The sequence below is a fragment of the Nonomuraea sp. NPDC048916 genome, assembly GCF_040649575.1.
Taxonomy (GTDB): domain Bacteria; phylum Actinomycetota; class Actinomycetes; order Streptosporangiales; family Streptosporangiaceae; genus Nonomuraea.
This window is the reverse complement of the sequence record NZ_JBEZFS010000031.1, coordinates 1-11,845: the sequence shown is the minus strand read 5'-3', so window position 1 is coordinate 11,845 and position 11,845 is coordinate 1. Positions and strand designations below refer to the sequence as shown.

Annotated in this window: 12 protein-coding genes and 2 pseudogenes; 9 read left to right on the top strand and 5 right to left on the bottom strand. The window is 70.2% G+C overall.

The window, feature by feature from the left end; genetic code table 11:
• Nucleotides 1-192: 192 nt before the first annotated feature.
• Together AB0C16_RS28970 and AB0C16_RS28965 are read right to left on the bottom strand one after the other, a co-directional pair.
• Entirely contained in the window at nucleotides 193-585 is a 393-nt protein-coding gene (locus AB0C16_RS28970; protein WP_357687259.1) for a hypothetical protein, read from the bottom strand.
• Between the two features lie 39 nt (nucleotides 586-624).
• A complete protein-coding gene (locus tag AB0C16_RS28965; RefSeq protein WP_357687257.1) occupies nucleotides 625-1,764 on the bottom strand; it encodes a LuxR C-terminal-related transcriptional regulator in 1,140 nt (379 codons plus the stop codon).
• A gap of 154 nt (nucleotides 1,765-1,918) precedes the next feature.
• On the opposite strand from AB0C16_RS28965, the gene AB0C16_RS28960 reads away from it, so the two are divergent.
• The 4 genes and pseudogenes from AB0C16_RS28960 to AB0C16_RS28945 all read left to right on the top strand — a co-directional run bounded on the left by AB0C16_RS28960 (nucleotide 1,919) and on the right by AB0C16_RS28945 (nucleotide 4,261).
• Complete coding sequence (locus AB0C16_RS28960; RefSeq protein WP_357687255.1) at nucleotides 1,919-2,092, top strand: hypothetical protein; 174 nt, start codon at nucleotides 1,919-1,921, stop codon at nucleotides 2,090-2,092.
• Between the two features lie 116 nt (nucleotides 2,093-2,208).
• On the top strand, nucleotides 2,209-2,610 hold the full coding sequence (locus AB0C16_RS28955; protein WP_357687253.1) for a DUF6223 family protein: 402 nt from the start codon (nucleotides 2,209-2,211) through the stop codon (nucleotides 2,608-2,610).
• A 333-nt stretch (nucleotides 2,611-2,943) separates the two neighbouring features.
• Nucleotides 2,944-3,138, top strand: a pseudogene (locus tag AB0C16_RS28950) (transposase); the annotation flags it as partial.
• Between the two features lie 166 nt (nucleotides 3,139-3,304).
• Nucleotides 3,305-4,261: a TIGR01777 family oxidoreductase gene (locus AB0C16_RS28945; protein ID WP_357687251.1), complete on the top strand. Its 957-nt coding sequence runs from the start codon at nucleotides 3,305-3,307 to the stop codon at nucleotides 4,259-4,261.
• A 130-nt stretch (nucleotides 4,262-4,391) separates the two neighbouring features.
• Here AB0C16_RS28945 and AB0C16_RS28940 read toward each other — a convergent pair whose 3' ends face one another.
• Entirely contained in the window at nucleotides 4,392-4,736 is a 345-nt protein-coding gene (locus AB0C16_RS28940) for a hypothetical protein (protein WP_357687249.1), read from the bottom strand.
• A 205-nt stretch (nucleotides 4,737-4,941) separates the two neighbouring features.
• On the opposite strand from AB0C16_RS28940, the gene AB0C16_RS28935 reads away from it, so the two are divergent.
• Nucleotides 4,942-6,297, top strand: a complete 1,356-nt coding sequence (locus tag AB0C16_RS28935) for an FAD-binding protein (RefSeq protein ID WP_357687247.1) — start codon at nucleotides 4,942-4,944, stop codon at nucleotides 6,295-6,297.
• 55 nt (nucleotides 6,298-6,352) lie between these two features.
• Here the strand turns inward: AB0C16_RS28935 and AB0C16_RS28930 are convergent, their stop codons facing one another.
• Nucleotides 6,353-7,801 (bottom strand): PLP-dependent aminotransferase family protein, encoded by a 1,449-nt coding sequence (locus tag AB0C16_RS28930; RefSeq protein ID WP_357687245.1) that lies wholly within the window; start codon nucleotides 7,799-7,801, stop codon nucleotides 6,353-6,355.
• A 164-nt stretch (nucleotides 7,802-7,965) separates the two neighbouring features.
• On the opposite strand from AB0C16_RS28930, the gene AB0C16_RS28925 reads away from it, so the two are divergent.
• The 4 genes from AB0C16_RS28925 to AB0C16_RS28910 all read left to right on the top strand — a co-directional run bounded on the left by AB0C16_RS28925 (nucleotide 7,966) and on the right by AB0C16_RS28910 (nucleotide 11,277).
• Entirely contained in the window at nucleotides 7,966-8,322 is a 357-nt protein-coding gene (locus tag AB0C16_RS28925) for a hypothetical protein (protein ID WP_357687243.1), read from the top strand.
• Nucleotides 8,316-9,152: an MBL fold metallo-hydrolase gene (locus tag AB0C16_RS28920; RefSeq protein ID WP_357687241.1), complete on the top strand. Its 837-nt coding sequence runs from the start codon at nucleotides 8,316-8,318 to the stop codon at nucleotides 9,150-9,152. The genes AB0C16_RS28925 and AB0C16_RS28920 overlap by 7 nt, the downstream gene beginning before the upstream one ends.
• Before the next feature lie 301 nt (nucleotides 9,153-9,453).
• The gene (locus AB0C16_RS28915; protein WP_357687239.1) at nucleotides 9,454-9,822 is read left to right on the top strand and encodes a hypothetical protein; all 369 of its coding nucleotides are present in this window, start codon (nucleotides 9,454-9,456) and stop codon (nucleotides 9,820-9,822) included.
• Between the two features lie 30 nt (nucleotides 9,823-9,852).
• On the top strand, nucleotides 9,853-11,277 hold the full coding sequence (locus AB0C16_RS28910; RefSeq protein WP_357687237.1) for a beta-propeller fold lactonase family protein: 1,425 nt from the start codon (nucleotides 9,853-9,855) through the stop codon (nucleotides 11,275-11,277).
• A gap of 287 nt (nucleotides 11,278-11,564) precedes the next feature.
• Here the strand turns inward: AB0C16_RS28910 and AB0C16_RS28905 are convergent.
• Nucleotides 11,565-11,845 (bottom strand): annotated as a pseudogene (locus tag AB0C16_RS28905) (hypothetical protein); the annotation flags it as partial.

Here is an 11,845-nt window from a genome sequence, read left to right as displayed (position 1 = left end):
GCAATGAAGTTTTGACAAATTCTGCTGAGCGGAATCGGACGCCCCGGAATCGATCACTCCCCGGCGGCCAGGGCGGACTCGACGTCGCTCACGGTCTCCGTCCGCCGGTTGTTGATCGCGAACCCCCGCTTGCGGATCTGCCTGAGCTCCCTCTTCACGCGTGCCCGGCCGGAAGCGCCACGTCCTGATATTTCATGAATCCTCCTTGCGCGAAGAGATGATGACCTCGCCGGGCGGCGGGTCGCGGTAGAGCAGGTCGGCCAATTCTGCTCGTTGAGCCAGCACTCGCCGCTGATTCACGTAGCCCTTGTCGGTGATCTCACCGGCGTCCAGACTGGCCGGACGTGCCATGACCAGGAGCCGTTGGATCCGCGACGCCGAGCCGGCACCGGCGTTGAGCCCGGCCAGGATCGGCGCCAGGTGCGCGGCCGGCTCGGCGGAGTACAAGACCTCGCCCTGGGTGTCTGGGAGCTCACCGAGCACGCGGCCGGCCTCGGTGGCATTGAGCCAGGCCAGGGCGCACACGTCGTACGTCCCGATAGTTGGCCAGGCTCCTGGCCAGCAGGCCGGGGACCGGGCGTCCATCGTCGATGTAGAGCGTGCCGCCGTTGGCCAGCACCATGTTCACGTTGTGGTTGCCGCCGAAGGTGTGGCTCCACGGCAACCAGTCCACCAGCACGGGCCGGTCCCGGTGTGGGGGGCGAAGACCTCGTGCAGTTGCCGGCGGCTGCTGATCGACAGCTTCCGGTACGCACGCGCCAGATGTGTCTCCACCGTCTTGGTCGTGATGAACAGCGCCTGGGCGATCTGGCTGTTGCTGTCGCCGTGGAGGGCCAGCAAGGTGACCCGCCGCTCGGCCGCGGTAGGAGCCTCGATCCCCGCCACGGCCGTCCGCCGCGGCCGAACCCCCACAGCGTGCAGTTCGGCCCGCGCGTGGTCGGCGAGCGGCCGGGCGTACAGGCGGTCAGCGAGGGCGAGCCCCTGCCGTAAGGGCTGCCGGCAGGCGTTCCTATGGCCGGCCCGGCGGAGGGCGGCGCCCAGGTCGATGAGTGTTCGGGCGTGTTCGAGGGCCGCCGGGGTCTGCTGGAGGAGGGTCGCTGCCTCGGCCAGGAGGTCGATGTCGGGGCGTGGGCGGGCCACCAGCCCGGACAGGCGCAGCGCGACGCCGATGGCCTGGGCGACACCGATGGCGCGGGCGCGGTCGAGGGACTGGGCGGCCAGATGCCGGGCCTGCTCGTGGTCGTCGAGGTGGTGCGCGGCGAGGGCCGCCGTGACCCGCCACGGAAGCATGCCCGGGTGGTCGATGCCGTAGCCCTCCGCCAGCCGGCGACCGGCGGCGCGGGCGAGGTCGAGCGCCACGGCCGGCCTGCCATCGGCCAGCGCGAGCTGCGCGCGGACGTGGCGGACGAGCGCGGCGTCCATCGACCCCTCCACGACGCGGTCGGCCAGGCGCAGGGCCTGTCCGGCGGCGGCGCGGTCGCCGTGTTCCAGGTGCAGCCGGGCGAGCAACGTGGCGATCCACCCGCCCGCCGAGGTCCAGCCGGAGGCGTAGGTGATCTGGGGCGCCTCCAGGTCGGCCAGCGCCGCGGTCAGCGCGCCCTGGTGGAAGCGGGAGAGCGCTCGGTGGTAGCCGGCGCCTTCGTCACGCAGGCGTACTACTCGGTACGCGCGAAGGTCCTGCAGTTCATGGACCTCGCCGGGCGGGCCTACCGCTTCTGGGCGCTGTCGGACCGCGACCCGTTTCGGGAGGCGTTCGCCGGGCACCGGCCGCCCAAGCTCGACTCCACGTTCCTGACGAACGCCGTCGCCACCTTCTGGGGGCCACTACGCGGAGGCGATCGGCCAGGCGGGCAAGGGGCAGGCGTTCCCCGACGATCCCAAGGCGCGCGGCCTGACGTACCAGGTGCCTGCCACCGCGGTGCGCCTCTTCAAGAAAAGCCTGACGTTCACCGTGGAGGTCCACGTCTCGACCAAGACCAAGCCGGTGGCGCCGTTCGCCAACAAGGCCAACGTCCACGTCACCCGGGTACGCGCGTACCTGAAGGGGCCGGCTGTTGCTGGCACGGGCCCGCGCCTACCGCGGACGCAGTAGATTCGCGGCTCGTACGGCGTCTGCGGCAGGAAGAGGTGTCCGTCAGCAGGATGACGGGCGGCGGGTTCAGCGGACATAGTTCTGGCGTCCAGTCGCAGGAAGCGGAGGAGAACCTCATGTCCGTCCTATTTGTCCTTGCCGCACAGGCGGCCTCACCAGTCTGTACGACGCCGGCAGAGTGCGCGGGCCAGGGTGTCGATACTTTCCTCGGCACCCCGCAGCGAATCTGGGCCAGTGTGGCCGCACTGGTGGCGCTGGGCGGCGTGGTCATCGGCTGGCTGGCGCTGCGCTCCGTCCGCCGTATCGGCAACGGCGGGAGGAGGCGAGCCATCGTGGCCCTGGTGGTGGGGCTGACCGGCGTGCTCAACGGCGCGGTGAATCTGGCTGTCGCCGACGGTGGTCTCGGCACCGGCAATGGAGTATTCGGGGGGGCCTTGGCCCTGGCGCTCGGGCTGGTCGGTACGGTCCTCGGCGGGCTGGCTCTGGCCCGCTCCCGCCGCCTCGAGCTGAGCGGCTGACCGCAGCGAATACAAGCGCGCGATCGAGGCCCTGATGACCGTAGACACCTCGATCGCACGGCGGCCGCTTGTCGTGATCTTGTACGTATGTACGTGCAGGCGGACAGCTCTACATCAACAAGCTCACCTGCCGATGACCTCGCCAGGGACGCTCCCGGCCATCGGTCACCGGGAGCAACGGCCCAATCGGCGCCCACGCCCTATCGGTCAACTCACCACGTCGCACCACGATCGACCATTCAAGGGTGAACGTTAATCAGCACGCCGCCGGAGCACGAAAAAGGGGGATGACGGCGGGACGATCGATACGAAGCAATCGCGGCAAAGTTCCGGCTGCGTCGCCCCGGCGGCGGCCGTCCGCGCACCCGGCCGGATACGCTGATCGCCGATAAGGGATACTCCACTCGCAAGATCCGCTTTGACCTGCGCCGGCGCGGCATCAAGGTGGTCATCCCCGAGCGGCGCGACCAGATCGCCAACCGCAGGCGCAAGGGCAGCCGCGGAGGCCGGCCTCATGCCTTCGACGCCCTTGCCTACAAGCAGCGCAACCTGGTCGCGAGGTCCACCACCCGCAGTCCTTTCGGTTCCGCGGCCCAGAACCGTGCTGAGTTTTCCTTGATGTGAGCATCGACTCCCTTTTGAACGCGTTCAACCCACTGCGCTAGGCTCTTCCCGCACACCTAGGGGAAGCCTGATGAAGATAGTGATACCCGGGGGAACCGGGCAGGTAGGCACGATCCTCAATCACGCGCTGACCGCCGCGGGCCATGAAGTTGTGGTCCTGACCAGAGGGCCGGTGCGCGACCGCGAAGTCCGCTGGGACGGCGAGACCCTGGGTCCGTGGGCGGAGGAGATCGACGGCAGCGACATCGTGGTCAACCTGGCCGGACGCAGCGTCAGCTGTCGCTACACCGCAGCCAATCTGCAGGCCATGATGGATTCGCGGGTGCACTCCGCCCGGGTTGTGGGTGAGGCGATCGCAGCCGCCGTGCGGCCTCCCCGCGTCTGGTTGCAGATGAGCACTGCCACTGTCTACTCCCACCGCTTCGACGCGCCCAACGACGAGGCGACCGGCGTGCTCGGCGGCACCGAACTCGGCGTCCCGGGCTACTGGGCCTACAGCGTCGAGATCGCGAAAGCGTGGGAGCAGACGCAGGAGCGAGCCGAAACCCCGCACACGCGCAAGGTCGCCATGCGCTCTGCCATGGTGATGAGTCCCGATCGCGGCGGCGTCTTCGACGTCTTGCTGCGGCTGGCGCGGCTCGGCCTTGGCGGCCCGGTCGCGGGCGGCGCGCAATACGTGTCCTGGATCCACGACCGCGATTTTGTCCGCGCTGTTGAGTTCCTGGTCGACCGGGACGACCTCGCCGGGCCGGTGAACCTCGCCGCTCCCGTTCCTCTACCACAGCGCATGTTCATGCGCGTGCTGCGCACCGCGTGGGGTGTCCCGGTGGGCCTGCCCGCGACGAAGTGGATGGCCGAGCTCGGCGCGTTCGCGCTGCGCTCGGACACCGAACTCCTGTTGAAAAGCCGCCGAGTCGTCCCCGGCCGCCTGCTCGAAGCGGGCTTCGCTTTCGACCACGCCCAGTGGCCGGAGGCCGCCGGCGACCTCGTGCGGCGCGTGCGCGGCGGGCCTGGCTTCACCAGGTGAGCCTTCGGCCCCTGCCGACCGTCAACGGCCTCGCCGGTTCGCATTCCGCGGCCCGCACAAACAGGCGCAAGGCTGAAGGCTGATCCGCCCTGGGTGTCGGCGTTGAGGACTGATCCGCGAGTGAGCGAGATCAGAGCTCCTGACGCAGGACGGTGTACTCGGCGCGGGCCTGTTCGACAGCGTCGGGGTGGCGCTGGGCCTTCTCGTGTTCTGCGAGGGCGCGGTAGACGCTGGCGAGGGAGGGGTTGTGACCCTTGCGCTCGCCAGTGGGGATGATCAGATCCTTGCGGATCTTCTCGATGGGTTCGCCGGCTGCGCGGCGCCGCAGGACGGCGTGGATCACGTCGTCGGTGATGACGGTGGGACGGCCGCCGTGGTTGCCCCTGCGGGCCGCGGCGTCCAGTCCTTCCAGCGTCGCTTCGCGGATTGCTTCCCGTTCGGTCTCGGCCATGGCGGCGAAGAACGCGAACAGCATCCGGCCAGGCCCGGCCGGATCGTAGATTCCAGCGAGTGGACCGCGGCCGCGGTCACCACCGTGACCAGCACGCTGGGCACGGAGACCCGGCGGATGCCGGGTGCGAAATCGATGAGCAGATCCTCGGCCGACCCTGAATTGGTCCTCAGTTCGCCTCCAAGATCGGCCCTTATCGCATGTACCAATTCCTGCCAGGCTGAATGGCATGACAACGGCAACGACCCGCTTCGACGGCCGGCTCCTCACTCCCGGCGACACCGGCTACGACACCGCCCGTTCCGTCTGGAACGCCATGGTCGACCGGCGGCCACGCATGATCGTCCGCGCGGCGGGCGTCGCCGACGTGGTCGCCGCTGTGCGGATGGCCCGCGAACTGGACCTGGAGATCGGCGTGCGCTGCGGCGGCCACAACGTCGCCGGGTTCGCCGTGCCTGACGGTGGTCTCATGATCGACCTGACGCCCATGGGCGGCGTGCGGATCGACCCGGCCCGTCGCCGGGCCCGGGTGCAGGGCGGCGCGCTGCTCGGCGCGCTGGACCGGGCGTCCCAGACGTACGGCCTGGCCACCACCGCCGGCAACGTCTCGCACACCGGCGTCGGCGGGCTCACGCTCGGCGGCGGCATGGGCTGGCTGGCCCGCCAGTACGGCCTGGCCTGCGACAACGTCGTCTCCTGCACGATGGTCACCGCCGAGGGGGACGTGGTGACCGCGAGCCGCACCGAGAACCGCGACCTGTTCTGGGGCCTGCGCGGCGGTGGTGGCAACTTCGGCATCGTCACCGAGTTCGAGTTCCAGTTGCATCGCACCGGCACGCGGACGCTGGTCGCCGAGTTCGACTTCCGCGCCGAGGACGCCGTGCCGGTCATCGAGGGCTGGCGCGACCTGAACGCCGTCGCGCCCCGGCAGGCGACGTTCACCGCCAGTGTCGGCAGCGGTCCCGCCGGCCCGATCGCCACTCTGGGGTTCGTGTGGGTCGGCGACCCGGCCGAGGGCCGCCGGCTGCTCCCCGCGATGCGGGCGCTCGGACGCCCCGTCACCTCGCGCGTCACCACACCCTCCTACCTCGAACTCCAGCAACGCGACGACTCCACCGGCGGCCACGCCTACCGCCGCTACTCCAAGGGGCACTACCTGCGGCGATTCCCCACCACGGCGATCGAGGCGTTCCTGCTGCGCGGCGGCACCGACCTGAGCGCGAACCCATACCTGCCGGGCGTCGGCCTGCAGGCGCACGGCGGCGCGATCGCCGATGTCCCGGAAGCAGACGCGGCGTTCAGCCACCGCGGCACGATGTTCGAGTTCGGTGCCGGCTCCCGCTGGACCGACCCGGCCGAGGACGACGCCAGGATGGATGCCGCCCGTGCCGCCGGCGCCTCGCTCGAACCGTACGCGAGCGGGGTGTACGTCAACTCGTTGACGGCCGACGAGTTGGCCGATGGGCAGCGTGGCGTGCGGCGGGCGTACTCGACCGCGAAGCTGGCCCGGCTGACCGCGCTGAAGACCGCCTACGACCCGGCCAACGTGTTTCACCTGAACCAGAACATCCGCCCGGCACACTGATGGGCATCTCCTGGATGCACCGCCGGCGGAGCGCCTGCGGAGCGCTTGCGCGGGATCAGGTCCCCCGAACCTCCCGGATGGCCCTGGCCAGCAGCGCGACCCCCTCGGCGATGGCGCTCTCGCCGAGGATGGCGTAGCCGAAGATCAGGCCGCCCGGTCCGGTGCCGGCGATCCGGTACGGGCCGACGCCGTGGATGCCGAGCCCGTGCCGGGCGGCGGCCGCCACCACCGCCGCCTCATCGAGGTCGGGCGGGAGCCAGACGACCACATGCTGCCCGGCGGCGACCCCGCCCGGTTCCAGATCGGGCAGGTGCGTGCGCAGGGCGTCCAGCAGCGCATCGCGGCGACGGCGATACACCGGACGCATCCGGCGCAGATGGCGGTCGAACTCGCCACGCGCGAGGAAGTCGGCGAACGTCAACTGGTCGATGACCGACGAACCACGGTCGGCAAGCACCTTCGCCTCGGCGACGTCGGCAACCAGCCGGGGAGGCACGACCAGCCAGCCGAGCCGCAACCCCGGCGCGAGCGTCTTGCTGGCCGTACCGCAGTAGACGACATGATCGAGCGCCAGGCCCTGCATGGCGCCCACCGGCGACCGGTCATAGCGGTACTCCGCGTCGTAATCGTCCTCGACCACGATCGCACCGCGGCGCTTCGCCCAGCGGATCACCTCGGCCCGCGCCGCAGCCGACAGAACTCCCCCGGTGGGCCACTGATGCGACGGCGTGAGCACGACCGCATCGGCGTCGGCCCGATGAAGCGCATCGACCTGAACGCCGTCCGGACCCACCGGGATGCCGACCACTTCCAGACCGGCGGCACCGGCCAGCACCCGGGCGTCGTCGTTGGACGACGGGTCTTCCAGGGCGATCCGCCTGGCGCCGTGCCGGACGAGCACCTGGATCAGCAGCGAGATGCCCTGCCCATAGCCGTTGCAGATCACCACGTTGCCCGGGACGGACGACGTGCCGCGCACCCGGTTGAGGTAGTCGCACAGGGCCCCGCGCAGTTCCGGCACACCACGCCCGTCGAGGTAGGCGAACCGGTCGTTGGGCGTGGTGGCGAGCACAGTACGAACCGAGCGCAGCCAGGCGGCCCGCGGGAACTGCGACACGTCGGTGCGCCCGTACCCGAAGTCGACCCTGAAGCCCACGCTGCGCGCGGCCGGCTGCGCCATCGAAGCCGCCGAGCCCGCGCCGTCGGCAGGGGTGGCGGCTGGCGGCATCGACGCGGCGACCTGGGTGTAACCGCCCGATCGGCTGGCGAGGTAGCCCTCGGCGACGAGCTGCTGATAGGCCTCCACGACCACCCCGCGGGAAACCCCGAGGCCGGCCGCGAGGGTGCGGGTGGGCGGCAGCGACGCGCCCGATCGCAGCCGGCCGGCCCGGATGCCGGCGCGGATGGACGCCTCGATCTGCCGGTGCAGCGGCACCCCGGCGTCGCGGTTCAGCTCGATGAGCAGGTCCTCGGCCAGCCCGGAATTGGTCCTCAATCGGCCCACAGGATCGGACCTTACCGGCGTGTACCAATTCCTGCCAGGCTGAGTGACCTGCCGGGTTCCTCGGTGGCGAACCATCCAGATGAGCTCCTGGCCGGAGGCACGGGGATTGAAGCCATCTCTCTTCGACAAGTCACAAACCGCAAGCAGATCGCAGGAGGCGACGCATGAACGACACCGAGCCGCAGACCGCGGGCGGGAAGGTGCTCTGGCACTTCACGATGTCCCTGGACGGCTTCGTGGCCGGGCCGAACCACACCATGGACTGGATGACCGGGATGTCAGCCCGTCCGGGCCTGGAAGACGAGTACATCAAGACCACCGGCGCCGTGCTGGGAGGTCGAGACGGCTGGGACGCCGACAATGACTGCACCCACCCGGCAATCCTCGGCTTCGGCAGGCCGCTGTTCGACGACTACGACGTGCCGATCGAGCTCGACCTGCTCGAGCAGCGATCGTTCGAGCAGGGCGTCACGATGCATCGCTACGCCATCCGGGATGCGAAGGAGGCGAGCTCGTGCTGAGGCAGGTCGCGGAGGGTGTGCTGGTCCACGAGAGCGAGTTCGTCCAGAGCAACGCCGTTGTCGTGCACGGCCGGGCTGGCGTGTTGCTCATCGACCCCGGGGTGCAGGGCCACGAAATGGCCTGCCTCGCGAACGACCTGTCCGATTCGGGCCAGACCGTTGTGGCAGGCTTCTCGACGCATCCGGATTGGGATCACCTACTCTGGCACGCCCAGCTCGGCGCGGCCCCTCGTTACGGCACGGCCCGTTGCGCGGCCACTGTCCGGGATCAGCTCTCTGACCCGGGGGCGAAGGCCCGCATCGCCGCCCACCTGCTCGAGACGGAAATCGCCGGGCAGGTCCCGCTGGACCTGCTCGGCCTCATCATCGGCTTGCCCGCCGAGACGACGCAGCTTCCATGGGATGGCCCCGGGGTCCGGATCATCGAGCATCAAGCGCATGCTCCGGGCCATGCGGCGCTGTTCATTGAAGAACGCGGGGTTCTCGTCGCCGGCGACATGCTCTCTGATGTCTTGATTCCGATGCTCGACCTGAACGGCACCGCTGACCCGATCGAGGACTACCTCTCCGCGCTGCGGCTGCTGGAGGGCGTGGCGGGCGACGTCGATGTCGTCGTCCCGGGCCACGGGTCAGTCGGCGGAGCTGACGAGGTACACGCACGGATCGAGCGGGATCGGGCGTACGTGCTCGCCTTGCGTGACGGCCGTGCTCTCAGCGACCCGCGGGTCGGCCCATCGGCTAAGCCCGGGTGGGAGTGGGTAAGCGATGTGCACAACGGGCAACTCCAGCGCCTCGCCCAAAGAAGCGAGCGCGACGGGGCGCCCCGCTAGCGATCGGTGTGCGACACAGCCAGTACGCGCGGGTCGCCGGTCGGGATCTGGGGCAGCGGCACGACGTTCTCCAGGGTGGTCGGGCTGGTCAGCGGGGGTTGCCCTCTGCGGGACACGCACCAGGCTGAGGTGATCGGCCGGCTGGCCGCCGAGCCTCGGGTGGGATTGGCGGCCGCGGACGCGGCGGCGGGCAAGCTGGGGATCTCGCGGCACGAAACGGTTTCGTTGCAGGTCCACCCCCCGAAACCCCCCGGCACTTCCTCATCGTCACCCCGTCGGCGGGCGCCCGCCGCGGCGCGCGGTGACCGACCGGCGCCGCCCCGGCATGGTCGCGCGCAGGCACTTCGAGGCGATGGTGTTCTGCTACCTGGCCGAGGAACTGCGCACTGGCGACGTGGCCGTGCTCGGCTCGAACGAGTCCGCCGACTGGAGCGCCCACCTGCTGCCCTGGGAAGAATGCCAGCCGAAACTGGCGGCCTTCTGCGAGAAGGTCGGGCTGCCCGACACCCCTGCCGCCTTCGTCGCCCATCTCAAGGCCGATGCCGAGGCCGAGCGGCTGGCGGCCGAGATCGAGCGGCGCATGCCCGAACGCTCGTTGCTGTCGATCGTCGCGACGCTCCCATCCCAAGACCCGATCGCCGTTGAACCTAGCTGCGGTGGATTCCGTTAGAGCTTGTGTCACCTACATCGGGATTCCGCCATGCTGTTACGAACACGCACCATCGCCGCAGTCCTCGGGCTGGGCGTCGCGCTGCTCTCTCCCGCAGCCGAGGCGGCCGACGCCCCGAGCGGCCGCCTGTTCTACGTGACCCACGCCCTCTCCCACGACATCGCCACGTTCAGGGTGGGCCAGGACGGCAGTCCGGAGCGCGTCGGCGAGCTGGTCAAGACCGGCGACGGCACGGGGCCCGCAAGCATCCTCTTCGCTCCGGACGGCCGTACGGCCTACGTGACGAACCGGACGGTCAGCGAGATCGCGGCCTACCGGGTCGGCTCCGGCGGTGAGCTGACGCTGCTGGCGGCCGAGCCGACCGGCGGCATGACGCCGTTCGGTCTCGCGATCGCGCCCGACGGCACGTCGCTGTTCGCCGCGAACCTCTTGTCCGACACGGTCACGGCCTTCACGATCAACGCTGACGGAACGCTGAAGAGAGCCGGTGACCCGGTCCCGACCGGTTTCACCCTCCCGCGGGGCCTGGGGGTGAGCCCCGATGGCCGCTTCCTCTATGTGGGGCATGGCATGCCCACACTGCCCGGTCCCGATGTCATCGTCCGGTTCGCCATCAGGCGGGACGGCACCCTTCGCCGGGTGGGTCGCCCGGTCCCGACCAATCCCGCGGGAGCCGGGATGGTCTTCACGCCTGACGGGCGGTTCCTGTATGTCGCCACGCAGTTCGAGGCCAAGGTCGACGGTTTTCGCGTCGGCCGGGACGGGGACCTGACGCCGGTTCCCGGCAGCCCGTTCAACGCCGCGGTGAACGCCGAAGGCGCCGCGATCGCACCGGACGGACGACACCTGTTCATCGCCGGCCCCGGCAACGAGCATGACCCTGGAGCGGTGTCGGCCTACGCGATCAACGGCGACGGCTCCCTCACCGAGGTCACCGGTTCGCCGTCCCCCGCCGGGCAGGGACCGGTCGGCATCGACACGACCCCGGACGGACGACGCCTGCTCGTGGCGGGCAGCCCCGGCCCCGGCCTCCTGTCCGCGTTCGCCATCGGGTCTGACGGCCGCCTCGATCCGATCACGAACCCGCCGGTCCTCACCGGCGGCACAGCTCCCCGGTTCCAGTCGCTCGCCGTTCTTCCCAACCAGGGTCCGGTCGCCGCCCTCGCCGTCGAGGCCCGGCGCGTCGGCCAGGCCACCCGCTTCGACGCCTCGGCCGCCACCGACCCCGACGGCCGGGTCGCACGGTACGACTGGGACTTCGGCGACGGCACGACCCTGCGCGACGGCGGCCCCGTACCGGTCCACACCTACCGACGGCCGGGACGGTTCACCGCGACCGTCACCGTCACCGACGGCGAGAACTGCTCGATGACTCTGGTGTTCACCGGAACCACGGTGCACTGCAACGGCTCAGCCCAGGCTCGGGCGTCCCAGACCGTCACCGCCCGTCCCTGACGGCACCGTTGGCCCTGGGTGCTGAAGGATCCGGTACGCGGGTCGCGAGGTCACGGTCACCCGGCCCCCGGTACGTCGACCTTGGCAGGTCGTCGGCAAGGGTCTCGGCGGCATGCTCGACCCGGTTCGCCGCGCTCCCGCCGCCCGAGCGGGGCGCGCCCAAACCGGCCATGAGTCGATCTTGAGTGGGGATCCCGGTAGTAATGGCGCAGGATCCAACGGATATACCTCCCACCTGCGCTCATGCAGAGGTCTCAGATTGATGGGTCAGACCCGAGCCCTGCCCATCAATGCAGGCCAGAGGCATATCCGTTGGATTTTCGGCCGAAGCTACGTGGACCCCTCTTGGTCGTCTTCGTGGTCATCTTGGTGGTCGTCGTGGTGGTCTTCGTGGCGGCCTCCTGGTTGGCGATCTCGGTGCGCGAGAGGTCGCCGTGCGCGAGCCCCGCGCGGGCCAGTTCACGCATGCCGTTGCGGAGCTGCTCGAAGTACACACCGAGCAACTCCTTCGACGGCCGGACCTGGGCGAGCCGGGGCGCGGCACCGCCCTCGCCGTCGTCGATGAACT

What these genes read in the sequence shown, in the direction of transcription:
- AB0C16_RS28970 (WP_357687259.1), bottom strand. Translation starts at nt 585, where the DNA reads ATGGACGCCCGGTCCCCGGCCTGCTGGCCAGGAGCCTGGCCAACTATC.
- AB0C16_RS28955 (WP_357687253.1), top strand. Translation starts at nt 2,209, where the DNA reads ATGTCCGTCCTATTTGTCCTTGCCGCACAGGCGGCCTCACCAGTCTGT.
- AB0C16_RS28945 (WP_357687251.1), top strand. Translation starts at nt 3,305, where the DNA reads ATGAAGATAGTGATACCCGGGGGAACCGGGCAGGTAGGCACGATCCTC.
- AB0C16_RS28940 (WP_357687249.1), bottom strand. Translation starts at nt 4,736, where the DNA reads ATGCTGTTCGCGTTCTTCGCCGCCATGGCCGAGACCGAACGGGAAGCA.
- AB0C16_RS28935 (WP_357687247.1), top strand. Translation starts at nt 4,942, where the DNA reads ATGACAACGGCAACGACCCGCTTCGACGGCCGGCTCCTCACTCCCGGC.
- AB0C16_RS28925 (WP_357687243.1), top strand. Translation starts at nt 7,966, where the DNA reads ATGAACGACACCGAGCCGCAGACCGCGGGCGGGAAGGTGCTCTGGCAC.
- AB0C16_RS28910 (WP_357687237.1), top strand. Translation starts at nt 9,853, where the DNA reads ATGCTGTTACGAACACGCACCATCGCCGCAGTCCTCGGGCTGGGCGTC.